This is a genomic window from Cellulomonas sp. NEAU-ZC6 (assembly GCF_056844425.1).
Window position 1 is genome coordinate 417629 of the sequence record NZ_JBXFYH010000003.1, and the last position, 20834, is coordinate 438462.

Sequence of the window (20834 nt, forward strand, 5' to 3'; positions counted from 1 at the left end):
CTCATCGCGCGCCCCGCAGCCGCAGCCCGCGGGGCGTCGGGGCGAACCCGGCGAGGGCCAGCGCGCGACCGAGCGCCGTCGACTCCACCCCGCCGGACAGCAGCTCCTCGCCGTCGGCGCGCACGAGCGTCACACGGCCCAGCCGGCCGTCGCGCACGGTGTCGGCGAGCCGCTCGGTGGCCAGGCGCAGCACGTGCTCGTCGTCGCTGAACGTCAGGACCGTGCGACCCCCGCGCTCGAGGTACAGCGCGAGGGTGCCGTCCACCAGCACCACGACGCCGCCCGCCTTGCGACCCGGCCGGTGCCCGGTGGGCGCGTCGGCCCGGGTCGGCCACGCCAGCGCGGCACCGTAGGGGTTCGCCGGGTCGGTGGCGGCGAGCAGCACCACGGACCGGTCGGCGTCGGCGGGCGCGGACTGCTCGGCCAGCCGCTCGAGCTGCCGGGCGTCCGACCGCAGCTGGTCGACCGCCCCGGGCAGCGCGAACTGCGAGCCGCCCAGGTGCTCGACGAAGTAGCCGCGGCGCACCTGACCCGCCTGCTCCAGCGCGGCGAGCACCCGGTAGACGCCGGCGAACTGGCTCGCGACCCCCTCGGCGGGGGCCACGGCGCGGGTCAGCACGCCGTGCCGGTCCAGCAGCTGCGCGGCCAGGGCGTGGGCGCGGCGGGTCGGGTCGCCCTCGCGGGCCGGCAGCATCGACCACCGGCCGCCCGCCTCCCCGCCGGCGGACGCCTGCCCGCCGCCCAGCCCGCCCAGCCCGCCGCCCGCGAGGCCGGCGCTGCGCAGGCCGAGCCCGCTGCCGCGCAGGCTCGGACGGCCGCCGTACCGGCCCATCGTCAGCGTCCGGGCGCGCGACGGTGCCGGTGACGCGGTGGTCCGGTGCGTGGTCTTCCCGCCCGCCAGCCGGGCGCGCAGCGGCGCCAGCCCGTCGTTGGAGACCAGCCCGGCCCAGACCAGGTCCCACAGCGCGTCGACCAGCGCTGCCTGGGACGGCGGCTGCTCGGGCGCGAGCGCCTCGGCCACCCGGCCGGCGAGCGCCCCGACGAAGTACGCCCCGCCGCCGCGCAGCGCCTCGACCAGCGCCCGGTGCAGCGGGGTGTCCAGGTGGTCGGCGGGCGCCGGCTCGGTCCCCGGCGGCGCGAGCAGCGGCAGCGTGAGGTCCGCGGTCGCGGCGAGGTGCAGGCTGATCAGCCCGTCCTTGCCGGGCAGCGTGCCGTGGCCGGCCCAGAGCACCTCGCCCGCTGCCGTGAGCTCGTCCAGCAGCGCCGGGCCGTAGTCGGGCACCCGTGCCGGCAGCACCAGGGACTCGAGGGCCGAGGCCGGCACCACCGCACCGGCGAGCTGCTCGACGGCCCGCGCCAGGCCGTCGACACCGCGCAGCGAGCCGGCCGACGTCTGGTCCGGGCGGCCCGGGCGGTGCGTGGCCTGCTGCCAGGACGGCAGGAACCGGCCCAGCGCCACCTGCTGCACCGGCTCGACCTCGGACCGCAGCGCGGCCAGCGACCGGCGACGCAGCGTCCGCAGCACGTCGGCGTCGCAGTACTCGTCGCCGACCCCGCCGAGCGCGTCGGGCCGCAGCCGGCCCTGCACGACCACACCGGCGCGCTCCAGGGGCCGCAGCGCGGCCTGCACCACGGCGGTGCCGAGCCCGAACCGGGCCGCGACGGCCACCGCCGGGAACGGGCCGTGCGTCCGCGCGTGCCGGCGCAGCAGGTCGCCGAGCGGGTCCGGCAGCACCTCGGTGAACACCTCGGGGACGCCGACGGGCAGCGCCACGCCCAGCGCGTCCCGCAGCCGGCCCGCGTCCTCGACGGCGGCCCACTGCTCCTCCTCGCCGGCCGGCACGCCCGAGATCCGCACCCGGATCAGCCGGCGCGCGTGCTCCAGGTCGGCCAGCCAGCCCGCGACCTCGCCGCGCACGTCCTCGCGGGTGCGCGCCTCGACGCCGGCGAGCGGCAGCGGCCCGTGCCGGCGCACCAGGTCGGCCACCTGCTCGCCGGTCCGCGCCTGGCGGTCCGAGTCGGTGGCCATCAGCTCGCCCTCGGTGCGCAGCACGGCGTCCGGGTCGAGCAGGTCGGCGATCTGCGAGCCGCCGCCGCCGCCCAGCAGCTCGTCCAGCAGCGTGGGGTCCAGCGTCAGGGCGGCCGCGCGGCGCTCGGCCAGCGGGGCGTCGCCGTCGTACAGGAACTGGGCGGTGTAGCCGAACAGCAGCGACTGCGCGAACGGCGACGGCCGGGTGGTGGTGACCTCGACGACGCGGACCCGGCCGGCCGACACGTCCTTCATCAGGTCGACGAGGGCGTCGATGTCGAAGTCGTCCTGCAGGCACTCCCGCACGGCCTCGAGCAGGATCGGGAAGTCCGGGTACCGGGACGCGACGCTCAGCAGCTGCGCCGAGCGCTGCCGCTGCTGCCAGAGCGGCTGCCGCCGGTCGGGCCGCCGCCGGGGGAGCAGCAGCGCACGGGCGGCGGCCTCGCGGAACCGCGCGCTGAACATCGCCGACGCGCCGAGCTCGGCGCGCACGGCCTCGGCGACCTCGTCCGGCTCGATCAGCAGGTCCGTCGCGTCGACGGGCGCCGGGTCGGACAGCCCGCCGGGGGAGGACGGGCTGCCGTCGGCGGACCAGGCGTCGGGTGCGGTCCAGCCGAGCAGGTCGCCGACCGGGTCGGCCGCGGCCGCGAGCATGTCGGGCAGCCGCAGCACGATGCCGTCGTCGGCGTGCAGCGCGGCCGCGTCCACGCCGAACCGCTCGCGCAGCCGGGCGCCGAGGACCAGCGCCCACGGGGCGTGCACCCGCGCGCCGAACGGGGAGTGCACGACGACGCGCCAGTCGCCCAGCTCGTCGCGGAACCGCTCGACCACCACCGTCACGTCGCTCGGCAGCACCCCGGTGGCGTCGCGCTGCTCGCGCAGGTAGCCGAGCAGGTTGTCGGCGGCCCACGGGTCGAGCCCCGCCTCGGCCACCCGCGTGCGGGCGTCGGCGTCCGGCAGGTCGGCGACCTCGCGCGACCACGCGCCCATCGCGCGGCCGAGCGAGGCCGGACGGCCCTGCGAGTCGCCCTTCCAGAACGGCAGCCGCCCCGGGACGCCGGGGGCGGGGGTCACGAGCACGCGGTCGGGCGTGATGTCCTGGATCCGCCACGTGCTGGACCCGAGCGTGAAGGTGTCGCCGACCCGGGACTCGTAGACCATCTCCTCGTCGAGCTCGCCGACCCGCTTGCCGCCGCGGGTGCGGCCGCCGGAGCGCTCCGGGTCGACCGGCACGTCCGCGGTCTCGGCGCCGGTGGCCAGGAACACCCCGTACAGGCCGCGGTCCGGGATGGTCCCGCCGCTGGTCACCGCGAGCCGGAGCGCGCCGGGCCGGCCGCTCAGCACGTCGGTGGCCCGGTCCCAGACGATGCGCGGCCGCAGCTCGGCGAACTCCTCGCTCGGGTAACGGCCGGCCAGCATGTCGAGCACCGCGCGCAGCGTCGCGTCGCCCAGCGTCGCGAACGGGGCCGACCGGCGCACCACCGCGGCCAGCTCGGTGACCGTCCAGTCCTCCTGGGCGACCATCGCGACGACCTGCTGCGCGAGCACGTCCAGCGGGTTGGTCAGCACGTGCAGCGGCTCGATCTGGCCCGCGCGCATCCGCAGCGCCGTCACGGCGGCGGGCACCAGGTCGCCCCGGAACGTCGGGAACACCACGCCGTGCGACACCGCGCCGACCTGGTGACCGGCACGCCCGATGCGCTGCAGCCCGCTCGCGGCCGAGGGCGGCGCACCGACCTGGACCACCAGGTCGACGGCGCCCATGTCGATGCCGAGCTCGAGCGAGCTGGTCGCGACCACCGCGGGCAGCAGGCCGGCCTTGAGCTCGGACTCCGTGCGGGTGCGCTCCGCGCGGCTCATCGACCCGTGGTGGGCGCGGGCGATGATCGTCTCCGCGTCGCGGGAGTCCACGCCGACCGCCGTCCCGGACTGCGCGGTGACCTGCGCGGCCCACAGCGTCGACGGGTCGGGGACGTCCTCGCCCTGCCGCTCGGCCCAGACCTCGTTCATCCGGGCGGTCAGCCGCTCCGCCCCGCGCCGGGAGTTGGTGAACACCAGCGTCGACCGGTGCTCCGCGACCAGGTCGACGACCCGCTCCTCGACGTGCGGCCAGATGGACGGCCGCGTGCCGGCGGCGCCGTCGCTCGCCGCCTGCCCGGTCAGGTCCACCTCGCCGGGGGCCAGCGGGGGCAGGTCGTCGCCCTTCTTCCTCTGCCGCCGTGCGCCGTCGTCGGGCAGCGGCGCGCCGAGGTCCGTGAGGTCCGGGACGGGGACGACGACGTCGACCTGGATCTTCTTGGTCGAGGGCGGCTGGACCACGACGACCTCGCGGCCGCCGTCGGCCGGTGCGCGGCCGCCCGCGAGGAACGCGGCCACCCGGTCCACCGGCGTGACCGTCGCCGACAGACCGACCCGCTGGGCGGGCCCGGGGCCGTCGGGGCGGTCCAGCAGGGCGTCGAGCCGCTCCAGCGAGACCGCCAGGTGCGCGCCGCGCTTCGTGCCGGCGACGGCGTGGATCTCGTCCAGGATCACGGTCCGCACGCCCTGCAGCCCGGCGCGCGCGCCCGACGTCAGCACCAGGAACAGCGACTCCGGCGTCGTGATGAGGATGTCCGGCGGCCTGGTCGCGAACGCCCGGCGCTCGCTCGGCGGGGTGTCGCCGGTGCGCACCCCCACCTGGACGTCGGGCAGCGTCAGGCCGCGGCGCGTCGCCGCCTGCCGGACGCCGACCAGCGGGGAGCGCAGGTTGCGCTCGACGTCCGTGGCCAGCGCCTTGAGCGGCGAGACGTAGAGCACCTTGCAGCGCTGCAGCGGGTCGGCGGCCTCGTCCGGCGGCTGGTGGGTGATCCGGTCCAGCGCCCACAGGAACGCCGCGAGCGTCTTGCCGGAGCCCGTCGGGGCGACGACGAGGGCGTGCCGTCCGGTCGACACGGCGTCCCACGCCCCGGCCTGCGCAGCCGTCGGCTCCGCGAACGCGCCCCGGAACCAGTCCTGCGTCGGCTCGGAGAACCGCGTGAGCACGTCGGCGGGCGTCGGTCCGCCGGTGGCTTGGCTGGTCGGGGGCGGGGTCACCGCGCCATTCTGTCCCGCGGCACCGACACGCGCGCCCCCACCTGCGGCCTCGCCGGCGGCGTCCCCGCCGCGCGCCCCGCGCATCCCCAGCGGATTCTCGCGTCGCCAGCGTCGATCCCGGGCGGCGACGCGAGAATCCGCCGGCGGAGCGCCCGAGCCCGGAACGCCCGCGGAGCCGCGGCCGGTCGGGCAGGATGCGGGGCATGCCGATCGACGACGAGACGCAGGCCGTGGTGCGTGCGCTGTGGGCGACGGGTGCCGCGCACGGCCGGCCACCCGCGCCGGTGCCGGAGGCGGACCCGTGGGAGGACGACGTCCAGGGCGCCGAGGGCGGTGCCGTGGTGGTGGAGCTCGGTGGGGTGCCGGACGTCGTGGTCCGGCTGCACCGGGACCGGCGCGACGCCGTGCAGGTCGAGGGCGTCGTCGACCTGGAGGTGCCGCGGGCGGACGTGGTGGCCGTCGTCGAGGCCCTGCTCGCCGGCCGCGCCCGGCGCCGGCCGCGGGTGCGGGGGTTCCTCGCGCACCTGCTGGCGGTGGCACTGGCCAGCCCCGCGCCGTCGGACCTCGAGGTGACGGCGGGCACCGGACCCGGCGCCCGGACCTACACCGCGGCGGTCGACGCCGCGCTGCCGCCGTCGGGCTGGATCATGTCGCTCCCGGTCGCCGGCCGCTGAGGGAAGACCGCGCGCCGGGTGGTGCCCACGGGTCGTACGCTCGTGAGCCCACACGGACGGGGAGGCGCGGTGCGGTACCGGGAGTTCTGGCAGCTGGTCGACGAGGTGCTCGGCAGCGCCCACGGGCGCGCGCTGGTGCACGAGCTCGTGCTGCCCACGCTCGGCGCCCGGACCGCCGAGCAGGCCCTGGACGCCGGGACCGAGCCCCGCGACGTCTGGCACGCCCTGTGCGACGAGCTGGACATCCCCGACCCGCAGCGCTGGGGCCTCGACCAGCACCGGCAGGCACCGCCCCGCCGCTGAAGGCACCCGCGCGGGGGCCTGCCCGCGCGCGCCGTCCAGTGGCACGCTGGGGGCGTGCCGTCCGCCGCCCCGCACCGCCCGCCGCCGGGATCGTGGGCGGTCACGCTCAGCGACGTCGGCGACGCGCTGCTGGGGCTGGTGACGACGGCGGTCGGCCTCGGCATCGCGATCGCGCTCGTGGACGGCGTGTCGGCGACCAACCCCGGGGCGGTGGTCCTGGCGGCCCTGCTCGTCGCGGTCGGCGACCTGGTGCTGCGTCCGTCGCTGCGGCTGCTCGCGCGGGTGGGCGGCGCCATGGGGGCGCTGGTCGCCGGGCTCGCCGCGCAGGTGGCGGTCGCCTGGTTCGCGCTGTCCCTGGTCCCCGGGGTGCACGCGACGAACCCCTGGGACGTGATCCAGGTCCTCGTCATCACCGCGTTCGTGATGGCGGTCGGGCGCTGGATCTGGGGCGCGTCCGACTCGGACTACGTCGTCGGCGACGTGCTGCGCCGGGCCCGGGCGCACGCCCGGCGCGCGGGGGAGGGCGGCGGTGCCGTCCCCGACGACCGGGAGCCCGGCCTGCTGGTCGTGCAGCTGGACGGCGTCGCGGCCCCGGTGCTGGCCCAGGCGGTGGACGCCGGTCTGGTGCCGACGATGGCGCGCTGGACGGCCGAGGGGAGCCACGTGCTGCGCACCTGGTGGGCGCAGACCCCGTCGACCACGCCGGCCAGCCAGGCCGGTCTGCTGCACGGTGCGGCCGACCGGATCCCGTCGTTCCGGTGGTGGGACCGCGAGACCGGGCGGCTGGTCGTGACGAACCACCCGGACGACGCGGCCCTGGTGGAGCAGCGGCTGTCCGACGGGCGCGGGCTCCTGGCGGACGGCGGCGCCGCGGTCGCGACCATGTTCTCCGGGGACGCGGAGCGGCAGCTGCTGGTGATGAGCCAGGCGCGACGGGGCATCGGGCCCGGGACGTCGTACCTGCGGTTCTTCGCCAGCCCGTTCGTGCTGGCGCGCGCCGTGACCCTGACCGTCGGGGAGATGGTCAAGGAGCTCTACCAGGGCCGGCGGCAGCGGGTCCGCGACGTGCGGCCCCGGGTCCCGCGCCGCGGCTGGTACGTGGTGCTGCGCGGCGTGTCCAACGTGCTGCTCCGCGACCTCGCGACGTCGCTCGTCGCCGAGCAGCTCGTCCGCGGGGCGCCGGTCGTGTACGTCGACCTGGTCGACTACGACGAGATCGCGCACCACGCCGGCCCGACCCGCCCGGAGTCGCTGCGCGCGCTGGAGGGCCTGGACCGGGTGCTCGACACCCTGGTGCGCGTCGCGGCGGCCGCGCCCCGCGACTACCGCGTCGTCGTGCTGTCCGACCACGGCCAGTCCCTCGGCGCGACGTTCGACCAGGTGACCGGCCGGCCGCTGGTGGACGTCGTCCGGCAGCACATGGACGCGCCCGGGGCGGACGCCGTGCAGGCGGCGGACGAGGAGGAGTGGGGGCCCCTGAACGCCTTCCTCAGCGGGACCGCGGCGCGGCACGGCGAGGACCGGTCGGTGGTGCTCGGACCCCAGGGTCGGGAGCGGCGCCCGGAGCCGTCGCCCGCGTCCGACGGGGTGCCCGACGTGGCCGTCACCGGCTCGGGCAACCTCGGCATGGTGTGGTTCCCGCAGGCCGGCCGGCGCCTGGTGCTCGAGGAGGTCGAGCAGCGCTGGCCCGGCCTGGTGCGCGGCCTGGCGGCGACGCCGGGCGTCGGCCTGGTGCTGGTCGACACGGCGGCGCGCGGGCTGATGGCCGTCGGGCCGGGCGGGGTGGCGTGGCTCGAGGTGGACGGTTCGGACGGGCACGAGCCGGTCGACGGGACGGACCCGGTCGCGCGCTACGGGTCGATGGCCGCGGACGACCTGCGCCGGCTCGGCCGGCTCGGGAACGTGGGCGACCTGGTGCTGCTGTCGGACGTGAGCCCCGGCGGCCGGGTGCACGCGTTCGAGGGCCAGGTCGGGTCGCACGGCGGCCTCGGCGGTGCGCAGAACCTCGCCGTGCTGCTGCACCCCGTGGACCTGCCGGTGGACGACGACCTCCTGCGACCGGTGGGCGGGGAGCGGATGCCGGTCGGCGCCGACCGGGTGCACGAGCAGCTGGTGCGGTGGGCGGCCGGGCTGGGGCTGCGGCCCGGTGACGCGCGGACGGGATCCGTGGCGCTCGCGGACGCCGGGAGGGACGACGGGGCGGCGGACGGGGCGGCGGACGGGGCGCCGGCCGAGCGCGACGCCCGCGACCCGCGGGCGACGCCGTGACCGCGGGCGACCCGAGCGGTGCCGGGGCGACGGTGCGCTGGCTCGGGCACGCCACCGTCGTGCTGGACGTCGGCGGCGCCCGGCTGGTCACCGACCCGCTGCTGCGGCCGCACGCCGGGCTGCTGCGCCGCAGGACGGAGGCACCGCGCCGCGAGGACTGGGCGGGCGCGGACGTCGTGCTGATCTCGCACCTGCACCACGACCACGCCGAGCTGGGGTCGCTGCGGCTGCTCGGGGACGCGCCGGTGGTGTCGGGGCGGGCGAACGCGCACTGGCTCGCGCGGCAGGGGCTGCCCGCGCGCGGTCTCGGGGCGCACGAGTGGTGGACCGTGCCCGGCACCGCCGTCCGCGTCCGGCCCGTCCGGGCGGAGCACGGCCACCGCCCGATGCCGCACCGCCCGAACGCCACGCACGGGTTCCTGGTCGTCGCCCCGGGGCTGCGCGCGTGGTTCGCCGGCGACACCGCGCCGTACCCGCGGATGCGGCACCTCGCGGACCTGGCCGGCGGGCCCCTCGACCTCGCGCTGGTGCCGGTGGGCGGCTGGGGGCCGCGGCTGTCGGGCGGGCACATGGACGCGCACCAGGCCGCGGCGGTCTGCGAGGCGGTCGGGGCGCGGTGGGCCGTCCCGGTGCACTGGGGGACGCTGCACGCCCCCGCGTCCCGGCGGCTGCCGCCGGGCTGGATGGACCGCGCGGGCCCGGCGTTCGCCCGGGCGCTGTCGCGGCGCGGGCACGTGGAGCCGGTGGTGCTCGCGCCGGGGGAGGCGGTGCACCTGGGGTCGACGGCGGAGCGGCTCGGGCCCTCCGGGACGCCCGACGCGCGACCGGACGGGCAGGTCGAGGGGGCGGGCACGGCGGCCGGCTGAGCGTCGGCGACACGCCGGGTGCGCCCGTGCCGGATCGAACAGGTGTTCGGCTAGTGTGGTCCTCGGTGACGCGCCGCGAGGTCGTGCGCGGCCCGTCGGTGGTCCCCAGGTGGGACCGCCGGTGCGGGTTGTGGACGGCGCCGGGGTGCATGTCGGTGGTCGGGCATAGCGTCACTGCGACGACACATCAGACCAGCCCCCGTAGGCGCAGCGCGACGCTGCACGAGACGCACGAGGTGAAAGCACGATGCCCGCTACCCAGGACCGCGAGAAGGCCCTCGAGGCCGCCCTCAGCCAGATCGACCGCCAGTTCGGCAAGGGCTCGATCATGCGCCTCGGCGACGACGGCCGCGCCCCCGTCGAGGTCATCCCGACCGGCTCGGTCGCGCTGGACGTCGCGCTCGGGATCGGCGGGCTGCCCCGGGGCCGCGTCGTCGAGATCTACGGCCCGGAGTCCTCCGGCAAGACGACCGTCGCCCTGCACGCCGTGGCCAACGCCCAGCGCGCCGGCGGCATCGCCGCGTTCATCGACGCGGAGCACGCGCTGGACCCCGACTACGCCAAGAAGCTCGGCGTCGACACCGACGCGCTGCTCGTGTCCCAGCCGGATACCGGCGAGCAGGCGCTGGAGATCATGGACATGCTGATCCGCTCCGGCGCGATCGACATCATCGTCATCGACTCCGTCGCCGCCCTGGTGCCGAAGGCGGAGATCGAAGGCGAGATGGGCGACAGCCACGTCGGCCTCCAGGCCCGCCTCATGTCGCAGGCGCTGCGCAAGATCACCGGTGCGCTCAACGCGTCCGGCACCACCGCGATCTTCATCAACCAGCTGCGCGAGAAGATCGGCGTGTTCTTCGGCTCGCCCGAGACGACCACCGGTGGCAAGGCGCTCAAGTTCTACGCCTCGGTCCGCATGGACATCCGGCGCATCGAGACGCTCAAGGAGGGCACGGACGCCGTCGGCAACCGGACCCGCATCAAGATCGTCAAGAACAAGATGGCCCCGCCCTTCAAGCAGGCCGAGTTCGACATCCTCTACGGCGTCGGCATCTCCCGCGAGGGCGGGCTGATCGACATGGGCGTGGAGCACGGGTTCATCCGCAAGTCCGGCTCCTGGTTCACCTACGAGGGCGACCAGCTCGGCCAGGGCAAGGAGAACGCCCGCAGCTTCCTGCGCGACAACCCGGACCTCGCCGTCGAGATCGAGAAGAAGATCCTCGGCAAGCTCGGCATCGGCGCCAAGGTCGAGGAGCCGGCCGGCGCGGAGGTGAAGGTCGACTTCTGATGTCGACGCAGCACGACAGCAGGGCGCAGGGGCGGGGCCCGGCGGACGCAGGTCGTCCGGCGGGCCCCGCGCCGCACCCCGTACCCGAGGACGGGTCGGCCTGGGCCGACGGAGCCGACGACGGGGCCGCCGCCTGGGACACCGCGCCGGAGGACGGCGCCTCGGCGTGGGACGACGGCACCAGCGGTGCCGGCAGCGCCGCCAGCACCGACCGTGCTGACGGTGCCGACGGTGCCGACGACGCCGTGCCCGCGTGGGCCGGGTCCGCCGCCGACACGGGCTGGGAGCTCGGCGGCGGGCCGGTGCCGCCGGTCGGCCGGGACGGTGACGCACCCGCCGCCGGCGGTGGACCCCGGTCGGTCTGGGACGTCGACGCGCCGGCGCCGGCGTCGAGCTGGGACGACATCGCGGTCGACGCGCCCGCGGTCGAGCCCGACGACGCACCGGCCGCCCCGCACCGGCGTGCACCCCGTGCGGGCCGTCCCGCGCAGCGGGCTGCCGCCGTGGAGGCGTCGGCCGCGGCTGCGTCGTCGTCGGCGACGGTCGTGCCGGACGCGGGTGCGCAGCCGACGGCCGACGCGCCGGGGCCGGTGGACGAGGTCGCGGCGGTGGCAGCACGCCTGGCGGAGCTCGTGGGCCGGACCGGTGCGGCCCGCGGTGCGGGAGCCGGGCACGCGGACCCGGGGGACGCCGGGTCCGCGCCGGCCACGGCACCCGCGCGCCGCGGCCGCGGCGGCGCCGGGCAGCGTCCCGGGGGCGCCCGCCGCGGCACCGGCGGCCGCCGGCGTGCGCCCGCGACCGAGCCCCCGGAGGACGGTCCCGCCGCGCAGGACGCGGAGCCGGACCACGAGTCCGTCGCCCGGTCCGTCGCGCTGCGCCTGCTGACCGGAGCCCCGAAGAGCCGGCACCAGCTCGCCGAGGCGATGGCGAAGCGCGACGTGCCGGAGGAGGTCGCCGACCGGGTGCTCGACCGGTTCACCGAGGTCGGGCTGGTCGACGACGCCGCCTACGCCGAGATCCTCGTGCGCAGCCGGCACACCGAGCGCGGGCTGTCCCGCCGCGCTCTCGCGCAGGAGCTCCGGCGCCGCGGCGTCGACGACGAGACCGCGCACGAGGCGCTCGAGCAGGTCGACGACGCCGACGAGGAGCAGGCGGCACGCGCGCTCGCCCGCAAGAAGCTCCGCGCCACCCGGGGGCTCGACCGCGAGACCCGGCTGCGGCGCGCGTACGGGGCGCTCGGCCGGCGGGGTTACGGCGGCTCGCTCGTCTCCCGGGTCGTCCGCGAGGAGCTCGACGCCGAGGGCGCGGACGACGAGGCCCACGACGACGCCGACCTCGGCCCGGGCGGTTTCCGCCGCGGCTGACGCGCAGTCCCGGTTCCGTGGCCCGCGGACCCGCCGCGCGCAGCGGCTTGTCCGGGCCGGGCGTCCGGGTGGTGAACAATGGGCGTCGGCGCCGCAGGTCACGCGTCCGACCCGCCCGGCCGGACCGCCCGGTGCCGCGCGGTCCCGGGCCGCGCCTCCGCCGCCCGCCCGGGCGGCACCAGGACCAGGAGCGTGAAGGCATGCAGGACGTCGCGATCGTCGTCGGACTCCTGGCCGCGTGCCTGGTGGCGCTGATCCTCGTGCTGCTGGCCCGGCGCGAGGCGGCCGCCGTCCGCCGGCAGGCCCTGGAGGACGTGCAGTCGATCCGCGACGAGGCACGCAGTGCGCTCGCCGACGCCCAGCGGCGGGAGGCCCGCGCGGTCGAGCGCGAGGAGAACGCGGCCGCCGCGGAGCGCACCGCGGGGGAGCGCGAGCGCGCCGCCCGTGCCGCCGAGGACGCCGCCGCCGAGCTGCGCCGGCAGGCGGCCGAGCAGGCCGCGACCGCCGCCGCCGCGGCCGCCGAGCGGGTCGCCGCCGCCGAGCGCGCGGCCACCGAGACCGTCTCCGCCGCGGAGCGCACCGCCGCCGAGGCCGTGGCCGCCGGCGAGCGGAAGGCTGCCGAGCGCCTGGCCGCCGCGGACCACGAGGCGACGGAGCGGCTGGAGGCCACCTCCGGCCTCACCGCCGCCGAGGCGCGCGCCGAGCTGCTGCGCCAGCTGACCGCCGAGGCCTCCACGGCTGCCACCGCGTCCGTACGCCGCATCGAGGCGCAGGCCCGCCGCACCGCCGAGTCCCGCGCCCGCCGGGTGCTCGCCACCGCCGTCCAGCGGGCCGCCGTCGCGACGAGCAGCCAGAGCTCCGTCACGCTGCTCCCGCTGCCCTCCGACGAGATGAAGGGCCGGATCATCGGCAAGGAGGGCCGGAACATCCGGCTCTTCGAGGCGCTGACCGGCGTCAACGTGCTCGTCGACGAGACGCCCGACACCGTCGTCCTGTCCTGCTTCGACCCGGACCGCCGCGAGGTCGCCCAGGTCACGCTCGAGGCGCTGATGGCCGACGGCCGGATCAACCCGCAGCGGATCGAGGCCGCCTACGCCGAGGCGCTCGCCGGCGCCGACGACCGCGCCGACGAGGCGGGCCACGACGCCGCGGAGCGTGCCGGGGTGCGGGGCCTCGACGAGCAGCTCGTGCGGGTGCTCGGCCGGCTGCGGCTGCGCACGTCGTTCGGGCAGAACGTGCTGGACCACCTGGTGGAGTCGGCGCTGCTGGCGGCCCAGGTCGCCGGCGAGATCGGCGCCGACGTGGACGTCGCCCGCCGCGCCGCGCTGCTGCACGACATCGGCAAGGCGCTCACCGGCGAGGTCCCCGGGACGCACGCCCAGGTCGGCGCCGCCCTCGCCGCCCGGCACGGCGAGTCGGCCGTCGTCGTCAACGGCATCGCCGCGCACCACGACGAGGTCCCCGCCGAGACCGTCGAGGCGGTGCTCGTCCAGGTCGCCGACGCCATGTCGGCGGCCCGGCCGGGCGCCCGGCGCGAGGACGTCGACCAGCACGTCGAGCGCCTCGAGCAGCTGGAGGAGCTCGTCGCCGGCCACGCCGGCGTCCGCCGCGCGCTCGCGATGGCGGCGGGCCGCGAGATGCGCGTGGTCGTCGAGCCGAGCCAGGTCCCGGACACGGACCTCGGGCGGCTCGCGGTGGAGATCGCGCGGCACATCGAGCAGGACCTGTCCTACCCGGGCGAGATCAAGGTGACCGTCGTCCGCGAGGTCCGCGCCAGCGCCACCGCCGGCTGACCACCAGGCTCGCCGCGGGCGAGCAGGGCACCGGTCCCTCGCCGTCCGCCACCGCCCGCGCCCGTCGCGCTCGCCCTCTCGCGCTCGCCGAGATAGGGCCGTCGCGGCGAGGTAGGACCTTCCTGAGCCCTATCTCGGTGCGGCGGCCCTATCTCGGCGGGGGAGTGCGGTCGGTCGGGCGCGCCCGGTGGAGTGGCCGGGCCCGGCCGGGTCCCCTCGGCCGGGTGGGTCAGACCGTGCCGCCGGCGCCTGCTGCCGCGCCGCCCGGGCCGCCGGCCGTCATCGTGACGAGCGTCGGGTCCGCGGCGGCCTTGCCGGTGCGGGTGCTGCGCCGCTGGAGCCACACGGCCAGCCGGGTCAGCGCGATGTTGACGACCAGGTAGATGCCCGCGCCGACCAGGAACAGGGCGACGTAGTACTTCTGCCCGAAGTACTGCGCGTTGTTCTGCATCGCCTTGAGCAGCTCGGGGTAGCCGACGATGAACCCGAGCGACGAGTCCTTCAGCAGCACCACGAGCTGGGCGATCAGGCTGGGCAGCATGGTCCGGACGGCCTGCGGCAGCTGCACCAGCAGCAGCGTCTGCCACCGGGACAGCCCGATGGCGTACGCGGCCTCGGTCTGGCCCTTGGGCAGCGAGGCGAGGCCCGCACGCAGGATCTCGGCGATGATCGCCATGTTGTAGACGGTGAGCCCGAACACGACCGAGGCGAACGCGTCCCAGCCGAAGCCGAGCAGGCCGAACAGCATCATGAGCAGCACGGGCAGGCCGCGGAACAGCTCGATGACGGCGGTCGCGGGGGCACGCAGCCAGGCGATGCGGGTGGTGCGCCACATGGCGAGCAGCAGGCCGAGCACGAGCGCGAGCGGCGCGGCGACGACGGCGGCGCGCAGGGTGGCGCCCAGGCCGCGGATCACCATCGAGCGCCAGACGTCCTCGGCGGACTGGTTCTTGGGCGGGTCGTAGAGCACGTCCCAGCGGTCGGCGCCGAACAGGCCGCGGCCGTCGGCGTACCGGAAGGCGAGCGCGAGCAGGGCGATGATCAGCAGGGCCCCGATCACGGAGCCGATCCGCTCCCGGCGGCGCGCGACGGGTCCGGGCTCGTCGTACAGGACGGAGCTCATCTCGGGGCCCCCTCGGGCTCGTGAGCGGAGCGAACGAGGTCGTGGGGTGCGATCATCGGGCGAACGCCACCTTCCGCTCGAGGACCCCGGCGAGCAGGCCGGCCGGGATGGTGATGATCAGGTAGAAGATGCCGACGCCGGCCAGGGCGAGCATCGCCTCGGACGGGTTCGCCAGGGCGATCCGGCGCCCGGAGGCGAGCAGCTCGACGACGGCGAAGCCCGCGGCGACCGAGGTGTTCTTGGTCAGGGCGATCAGCACGTTGATGATCGGCGGGACGACCGAGCGCACGGCCTGCGGCAGCACGACCAGGTTGAGCGTCTGGCCGAACGTAAGGCCGATGGCGCGGGCGGCCTCCGCCTGTCCGATCGGCACGGCGTTGATGCCGGACCGCACGGCCTCGGCCACGAACGCCGAGGTGTAGGCGGACAGCGCGATGACGGCGGTCCAGAAGCCGAGCGGCGGCACGACCCCGAACTGCGGGGCCACGAAGACGAGGAAGAAGAACACCAGCGTGAGCGGGGTGTTGCGGAGCAGCTCCACGTACGTCACGGCGAGGCCGCGCAGGGTCGCCACGGGGGAGACCCGCATGGCGGCGAGCACGGTGCCCCAGACCAGGGCGATCAACCCGGACAGGGCGGTGAGCCTCAGGGTGACGAGGAAGCCGTTCAGGTAGGCCGGCAGGTTGTCGGCGAAGAGGTCCACGCAGGGTCCTTCGGGTTCGAGGGCCGCGCACGACGGCGCGGCAGGGGTGCGGCGCCCGGCCCGCGCGAGGTGCGCGGGCCGGGCGGCACGCGGGTCAGTACCGGTCGACGGCCGGGGGCTCCGGGGTCGGCAGCACGGCGCCGGCGGTGGACTCCCACGCCTCGGTCCAGGTGCCGTCCTCGAAGCTGGCCTCGAGGGTGTCGTTGATCCAGTTCCGGAACTCGGTGTCGTCCAGGGCCAGGCCGATGCCGTACGGCTCGGAGGTGAACGGCTCGCCGCGGACCTCGAACGTCGGGTCGTCGGCCGCGAAGCCCGCGAGGATGACGTTGTCGGTGCTCATGGCGTCCACCTGGCCGCCGCGCAGCGGCTCGAGGCAGTCGGAGTACGCGCCGAACGGCACGACCTCGGTGTCGGGGAAGTTCTCCAGCAGGTTCGCCTCGGGCGTGGAGCCGGAGACGGTGCAGACCTTCTTGCCCGCGAGGTCCTCCTCGCTCTGGATGTCCTCGTTGCTGGCGAGCGTGAGGATCGACTGGCCCGCCTCGTAGTACGGGCCCGCGAACGACACGACCTCCTTGCGCTCGTCGTTGATCGTGTAGGTCGCGATGACGAGGTCGACCTGGCCGGACTCGATGAACGACTCGCGGTTGGCCGAGATGGTCTCGGTCCAGGTGATGCCGTCCTCCGGGATGCCGAGGGCGCCGGCGATGATCTTGCCGATCTCGACGTCGAAGCCCTCGGGGGTGCCGTCGGGCCCGACCAGGCCGAACAGCGGCTGGTCGAACTTCGTGCCGATCGTGATCTCGCCCGCCTCGGCGAGCTCGGCCATCGTCGAGCCCTCGGGGAACGAGGCGGCGTCGACCTCGGAGACCTCGGGCGTCGAGCCCTCGTCGCCGTCGTCCGAGCCGCCGCAGGCGGCGAGCGTGAGGACGGCGGCTGCCGCCAGGGCGATCGGTCCAGCGGTGCGGGTTCTCATGGGAGCTCCTTGCGTCGCGTGTCGGGTGCCCGCCGGGACGTGCCCGGCCGGGTGGGTGCGTGGGTGAGCAGGGCTCAGTGGGTGAGGATCTTCGACAGGAAGTCGCGGGCGCGGTCGGACCGCGGCGCGGTGAAGAAGGTCTCGGGGTCGGCCTCCTCGACGATGGCGCCGCCGTCCATGAAGACCACGCGGTCCGCGGCCCGGCGGGCGAAGCCCATCTCGTGCGTGACCACGACCATGGTCATGCCCTCGGCGGCGAGGGCCGTCATGACGTCCAGCACCTCGTTGATCATCTCGGGGTCGAGCGCGGAGGTGGGCTCGTCGAACAGCATCACCTTGGGCTCCATCGCGAGCGCCCGGGCGATCGCGACGCGCTGCTGCTGACCGCCGGACAGCTGCGCGGGCAGCTTGTCGGCCTGGTTGGCGACGCCCACCCGCTCGAGCAGGGCCATCGCGCGCTCCTTGGCCTCGGCGCCGCCGATCCGCCGGACCTTGCGCAGGCCGAGGGTGACGTTCTGCAGGACGGTGCGGTGCGCGAACAGGTTGAACGACTGGAACACCATGCCGACGTCGGCGCGCAGCTTCGCCAGGGCGCGGCCCTCGGCGGGCAGCGGGACGCCGTCGAGGGTGATGGTGCCGGACTCGATGGTCTCCAGCCGGTTGATGGTCCGGCACAGCGTGGACTTGCCGGAGCCGGACGGGCCGATGACGACGACGACCTCGCCGCGGCGCACGGTCAGGTTGACGTCCTTGAGGACGTGCAGCGCACCGAAGTGCTTGTCGACGTGGTCGAGGACGACGAGGGGCTCGCCCGCGTGCTGGGCGGGGACCGGATCGGGCTGTGCCATCCCTGGAACCTATGAGGCGATTGTTACCCGCGCCACCCCTTCAGGTCACGATGCGGAAACGTCTCGGTCATGTGGGCCCCGGCGGCGGGCAAGCGGACGGGGCGCCGGGCCGGGCCGACGTACCCTTGTCGGCGATGAGCACGACGACCGAGCCCCCCGTCCGCACCGCCCTCGACCTCGACGCGTCGGGCGCGGCGGCACCTGCGCGCACCTACCTGGTGAAGACCCTCGGCTGCCAGATGAACGTGCACGACTCCGAGCACATGGCGGGCATGCTCGAGCAGGCCGGCTACGTCGCCGCGACGCCCGAGGCCGCCGCCGCGGAGGAGGCCGACGTCATCGTCATCAACACGTGCGCGGTCCGGGAGAACGCGGCCGACAAGCTGTACGGCAACCTCGGCCGGCTGGCGGGGACCAAGCGCGCGCGCCCCGGGATGCAGATCGCCGTGGGCGGCTGCCTGGCGCAGAAGGACCGCAGCGGCATCGTCGAGCGCGCGCCGTGGGTGGACGTCGTGTTCGGCACGCACAACCTCGACGTGCTGCCGGTGCTGCTGGAGCGCGCCCGGCACAACGAGGCCGCCGAGGTCGAGATCGAGGAGTCCCTCAAGGTCTTCCCGTCGACGCTGCCCACCCGGCGCGAGTCCGTCTACGCGGGGTGGGTGTCCATCAGCGTCGGCTGCAACAACACCTGCACGTTCTGCATCGTGCCGCACCTGCGGGGCAAGGAGCGCGACCGCCGGCCCGGCGACGTGCTGGCCGAGGTGGCCGCGCTGGTGGACCAGGGCGCGGTCGAGGTCACGCTGCTCGGTCAGAACGTGAACTCGTACGGCGTGGAGTTCGGCGACCGCGGCGCGTTCGCCAAGCTGCTGCGCGCCGCCGGGGCGATCCCCGGGCTGGAGCGGCTGCGGTTCACCTCCCCGCACCCCGCCTCGTTCACGGACGACGTCATCGCCGCGATGGCCGAGACGCCGACCGTGATGCCCAGCCTGCACATGCCGCTGCAGTCGGGCTCGGACCGGGTGCTGCGCGCCATGCGCCGGTCGTACCGGTCGGAGAAGTTCCTCGGCATCCTCGACCGCGTGCGCGCCGCGATGCCGGACGCGGCCATCACGACCGACATCATCGTGGGCTTCCCCGGGGAGACCGAGGAGGACTTCGCCGAGACCCTGCGCGTGGTCGAGGCGTCCCGGTTCTCGTCGGCCTTCACGTTCCAGTACTCCCCGCGCCCGGGCACGCCCGCCGCCGACCTGCCCGACCAGCTGCCCAAGGCGGTCGTCCAGGAGCGGTACGAGCGGCTGCTCGCGCTGCAGGACCGCATCGGCCTCGCGGAGGCGCAGCGCCAGGTGGGCCGCACCGTCGAGGTCCTGGTGGCCGAGGGCGAGGGCCGTAAGGACGGCGCCACGCACCGGCTGTCCGGCCGCGCGGCGGACAACCGCCTGGTGCACCTCGCGCTGCCCGCCGGGCTGCCCGAGGCGGACGCCCCGCGCCCCGGTGACCTGGTCACCGTCGCGGTCACGCACGCGGCACCGCACCACCTGGTGGCGGACTCCGCGGTGCAGGGCGGGCCGTTCGCCGTGCGGCGGACGCGGGCGGGCGACGCGTGGGAGCGCCGGCAGCGGGGCGAGGACGACCACGCGCACGGCGGTGCGGGCGACGCGTGCGGCACGGGAGGGGCGGCGGGCGGTCCGGCGGCCCCGGTGCTGCTCGGCCTGCCGACCATCGGCGTCGGCCCGCGCTGACCCGCGCCGACCTCCGGCCGACCCTGCGACGGGCTCAGACGGAGGGCGGCAGCAGCGAGTCGAACGAGGCGAAGCTCTGCACGCCCGTGCCGAGCCCGCACGAGATCAGCTGGTCCAGCTGCTCGGCGGTGACGCCGTGCTCGAGGTCGGTCGACACCTCGCTGTACACGGCGAGCTGGCCCTCCTCCTCGCGGAGGTAGAGCTTCGGCCAGATCCGCTCGCGGTTCCAGTCGTTCAGGGCGAGCGTGACGGCGCGCCGGCTGTCGACCGGCAGCTGCCGGTGCCACCGCCCGCGGACCTGCAGGATCTCGCGCTGCTCGCCGAGCAGCAGGAACCAGAACCGGGAGTCGTTCCAGACCCCGGTCAGGTCGCCGTCCTCGTCCACCCGGTAGTGGTAGCCGCGCTCGGCGAGCACCGCCGCCACCCGGTCCCGGGTCAGCGGTGTCGGCCGCGCCTGCAGCGGCACCTTGCGCTCGGGGGCGGGTGCCACGGACCGCTCGCCGAGCACGCGCGACAGCCAGCCCGGCGTGCGCGGGGCGGTCACGGGGCCACCGCCGCGGGGTCGGGGTAGAGCTCGTCGATCGCGTCGAAGAACGTGCTCGAGGTCGACAGCCCGCAGAACAGCACCTGGCTGAGCTGGGCGTCGGTCGCGCCGTGCTCGAGGTCCGTGGACACCTCCGCGACGACGTGCACCATGCCGTTGTCCCGCACGCGCACGTAGGCCTTGGGCCAGATCCGCTCGGCGTTCCACTCGGTGCAGGCGTCCAGCACCTCCTCGAGCCGCTCGATGGCGACCTCGCGGTGCCACTGCCCGCGGACCTGCAGGATCTCCTGCCGGTCGCCGAAGAGGAAGAAGTAGAACAGCCGCCCGCGCCACAGGCCGCCGAGGTCGCCGTCGTTGTCCACGAAGTAGTGGAAGTCGTTGCGCTCGAACCACTCGACGACCCGCTCGGACGACAGCGGGGTGGGGCGACCGTCCTCGACGGTCACGCCGGCGGGCTCGGGGAGCGTGCGCGGCCCGCGGCGACCCGGGTTCGGCGGGACGGGACCGGCCTGGTGGCCGCTGGTCGGAGGCGCGGGCCGGTCGGGCCCCCGGCGCGGCCGACGGTTCCGGAACAGACCCATGCCCACACCATACGCGGGGGACCCGGCCGTGCCAGCGCGCCGCGAGATGTTCACCGGAACGGGCACCACCGGTCCCCGGTGGGCGCGGACGATCGGGTTAGGCTCGGTCCGTGCGGGCCTCGACCGGTCCGTCACCTGCACCGACGCCGGTCACGAGCACGAGGACGAGGAACGACATGGGCTTCTTCACCAAGCCGGACGAGACCGCTGCCGCGCCCACGCCGCAGCCGCTGTCCCACCAGCGGCTGATCGACGTGCTGGACGCGCGGCAGATGAACTACGCGGTCGACGACGACGGTGACGTCGGCGGCTACTGGGACGGCCACCTCTTCTACTTCTTCCGGATGGGCGGCCAGCAGGAGTACCTGCAGACCCGCGGCCGCTGGAACCGCCGGGTCGGCGTCGAGGAGTACGCCCGCGTGGTCGACCTGGTGAACACCTGGAACTCCGAGAAGCTGTGGCCCAAGGGCTACGTGCGCGCCGAGGACGGCGTCGTCGGCGTCTACGCGGAGCACACGGTCGACTACGAGCACGGCGTCACCGACGAGCAGCTGGACCTGCACCTCGCCTGCGGCATCACGACGGCGCTGAGCCTGTTCGAGCACCTGGACGAGCAGTTCCCGGCCGAGGCGGCCGCCGCGAAGGCCCAGCTCGAGGGCGAGTGAC

General features: G+C 76.0%; 16 protein-coding genes. 9 read left to right on the forward strand and 7 right to left on the reverse strand.

What is annotated here, in order from left to right; translation table 11 throughout:
- Window position 1: 1 nt before the first annotated feature.
- Complete coding sequence (locus AC1050_RS15490) at window positions 2–5185, reverse strand: Lhr family helicase (protein ID WP_482388296.1); 5184 nt, start codon at window positions 5183–5185, stop codon at window positions 2–4.
- 119 nt (window positions 5186–5304) lie between these two features.
- On the opposite strand from AC1050_RS15490, the gene AC1050_RS15495 reads away from it, so the two are divergent.
- The 7 genes from AC1050_RS15495 (at window position 5305) to rny (ending at window position 13657) form a co-directional block, all read left to right on the forward strand.
- Window positions 5305–5775, forward strand: coding sequence for a hypothetical protein (locus tag AC1050_RS15495; protein WP_482388297.1), 471 nt, complete (start codon window positions 5305–5307; stop codon window positions 5773–5775).
- A 69-nt stretch (window positions 5776–5844) separates the two neighbouring features.
- Window positions 5845–6078, forward strand: coding sequence for a DUF3046 domain-containing protein (locus AC1050_RS15500; protein ID WP_482388298.1), 234 nt, complete (start codon window positions 5845–5847; stop codon window positions 6076–6078).
- A 54-nt stretch (window positions 6079–6132) separates the two neighbouring features.
- Window positions 6133–8346: an alkaline phosphatase family protein gene (locus tag AC1050_RS15505; protein ID WP_482388299.1), complete on the forward strand. Its 2214-nt coding sequence runs from the start codon at window positions 6133–6135 to the stop codon at window positions 8344–8346.
- A complete protein-coding gene (locus AC1050_RS15510) occupies window positions 8343–9212 on the forward strand; it encodes an MBL fold metallo-hydrolase (protein WP_482388300.1) in 870 nt (289 codons plus the stop codon). Before AC1050_RS15505 ends, AC1050_RS15510 begins: the two co-directional genes overlap by 4 nt.
- Before the next feature lie 247 nt (window positions 9213–9459).
- Window positions 9460–10500 carry a recombinase RecA gene (gene recA, locus AC1050_RS15515; RefSeq protein WP_482388301.1) on the forward strand — a complete coding sequence of 347 codons (1041 nt, stop codon included), beginning with the start codon at window positions 9460–9462 and terminating at the stop codon, window positions 10498–10500.
- Window positions 10500–11864 carry a regulatory protein RecX gene (locus AC1050_RS15520; RefSeq protein ID WP_482388302.1) on the forward strand — a complete coding sequence of 455 codons (1365 nt, stop codon included), beginning with the start codon at window positions 10500–10502 and terminating at the stop codon, window positions 11862–11864. Before recA ends, AC1050_RS15520 begins: the two co-directional genes overlap by 1 nt.
- A gap of 200 nt (window positions 11865–12064) precedes the next feature.
- The gene (gene rny, locus AC1050_RS15525; protein WP_482388303.1) at window positions 12065–13657 is read left to right on the forward strand and encodes a ribonuclease Y; all 1593 of its coding nucleotides are present in this window, start codon (window positions 12065–12067) and stop codon (window positions 13655–13657) included.
- A 229-nt stretch (window positions 13658–13886) separates the two neighbouring features.
- Here rny and AC1050_RS15530 read toward each other — a convergent pair whose 3' ends face one another.
- The 4 genes from AC1050_RS15530 to AC1050_RS15545 form a co-directional block, all read right to left on the reverse strand.
- Window positions 13887–14780: an amino acid ABC transporter permease gene (locus tag AC1050_RS15530; RefSeq protein WP_482388304.1), complete on the reverse strand. Its 894-nt coding sequence runs from the start codon at window positions 14778–14780 to the stop codon at window positions 13887–13889.
- A gap of 52 nt (window positions 14781–14832) precedes the next feature.
- Complete coding sequence (locus AC1050_RS15535; RefSeq protein ID WP_482388305.1) at window positions 14833–15483, reverse strand: amino acid ABC transporter permease; 651 nt, start codon at window positions 15481–15483, stop codon at window positions 14833–14835.
- 94 nt (window positions 15484–15577) lie between these two features.
- Window positions 15578–16456: a glutamate ABC transporter substrate-binding protein gene (locus tag AC1050_RS15540; RefSeq protein ID WP_482388306.1), complete on the reverse strand. Its 879-nt coding sequence runs from the start codon at window positions 16454–16456 to the stop codon at window positions 15578–15580.
- A 74-nt stretch (window positions 16457–16530) separates the two neighbouring features.
- Window positions 16531–17304 carry an amino acid ABC transporter ATP-binding protein gene (locus AC1050_RS15545; protein WP_482388307.1) on the reverse strand — a complete coding sequence of 258 codons (774 nt, stop codon included), beginning with the start codon at window positions 17302–17304 and terminating at the stop codon, window positions 16531–16533.
- 134 nt (window positions 17305–17438) lie between these two features.
- On the opposite strand from AC1050_RS15545, the gene miaB reads away from it, so the two are divergent.
- Entirely contained in the window at window positions 17439–19043 is a 1605-nt protein-coding gene (miaB, locus tag AC1050_RS15550; protein WP_482388308.1) for a tRNA (N6-isopentenyl adenosine(37)-C2)-methylthiotransferase MiaB, read from the forward strand.
- Window positions 19044–19077: 34 nt separating this feature from the next.
- On the opposite strand, the gene AC1050_RS15555 is transcribed toward miaB, so the two are convergent.
- Both AC1050_RS15555 and AC1050_RS15560 read right to left on the reverse strand, forming a co-directional pair.
- Window positions 19078–19587 carry a type III secretion system chaperone family protein gene (locus tag AC1050_RS15555; RefSeq protein WP_482388309.1) on the reverse strand — a complete coding sequence of 170 codons (510 nt, stop codon included), beginning with the start codon at window positions 19585–19587 and terminating at the stop codon, window positions 19078–19080.
- Complete coding sequence (locus AC1050_RS15560) at window positions 19584–20033, reverse strand: type III secretion system chaperone family protein (RefSeq protein WP_482388310.1); 450 nt, start codon at window positions 20031–20033, stop codon at window positions 19584–19586. The genes AC1050_RS15555 and AC1050_RS15560 overlap by 4 nt, the downstream gene beginning before the upstream one ends.
- Window positions 20034–20344: 311 nt before the next feature.
- On the opposite strand from AC1050_RS15560, the gene AC1050_RS15565 reads away from it, so the two are divergent.
- Window positions 20345–20833: a type III secretion system chaperone family protein gene (locus AC1050_RS15565; RefSeq protein WP_482388311.1), complete on the forward strand. Its 489-nt coding sequence runs from the start codon at window positions 20345–20347 to the stop codon at window positions 20831–20833.
- Window position 20834 lies beyond the last annotated feature (1 nt).

Coding starts and splice junctions, on each gene's coding strand:
- AC1050_RS15530 (WP_482388304.1), bottom strand. CDS start 14,780: ATGAGCTCCGTCCTGTACGACGAGCCCGGACCCGTCGCGCGCCGCCGG.
- rny (WP_482388303.1), top strand. CDS start 12,065: ATGCAGGACGTCGCGATCGTCGTCGGACTCCTGGCCGCGTGCCTGGTG.
- AC1050_RS15545 (WP_482388307.1), bottom strand. CDS start 17,304: ATGGCACAGCCCGATCCGGTCCCCGCCCAGCACGCGGGCGAGCCCCTC.
- AC1050_RS15565 (WP_482388311.1), top strand. CDS start 20,345: ATGGGCTTCTTCACCAAGCCGGACGAGACCGCTGCCGCGCCCACGCCG.
- AC1050_RS15520 (WP_482388302.1), top strand. CDS start 10,500: ATGTCGACGCAGCACGACAGCAGGGCGCAGGGGCGGGGCCCGGCGGAC.
- miaB (WP_482388308.1), top strand. CDS start 17,439: ATGAGCACGACGACCGAGCCCCCCGTCCGCACCGCCCTCGACCTCGAC.
- AC1050_RS15540 (WP_482388306.1), bottom strand. CDS start 16,456: ATGAGAACCCGCACCGCTGGACCGATCGCCCTGGCGGCAGCCGCCGTC.
- recA (WP_482388301.1), top strand. CDS start 9,460: ATGCCCGCTACCCAGGACCGCGAGAAGGCCCTCGAGGCCGCCCTCAGC.
- AC1050_RS15495 (WP_482388297.1), top strand. CDS start 5,305: ATGCCGATCGACGACGAGACGCAGGCCGTGGTGCGTGCGCTGTGGGCG.
- AC1050_RS15490 (WP_482388296.1), bottom strand. CDS start 5,185: ATGCGCGGGGCGCGCGGCGGGGACGCCGCCGGCGAGGCCGCAGGTGGG.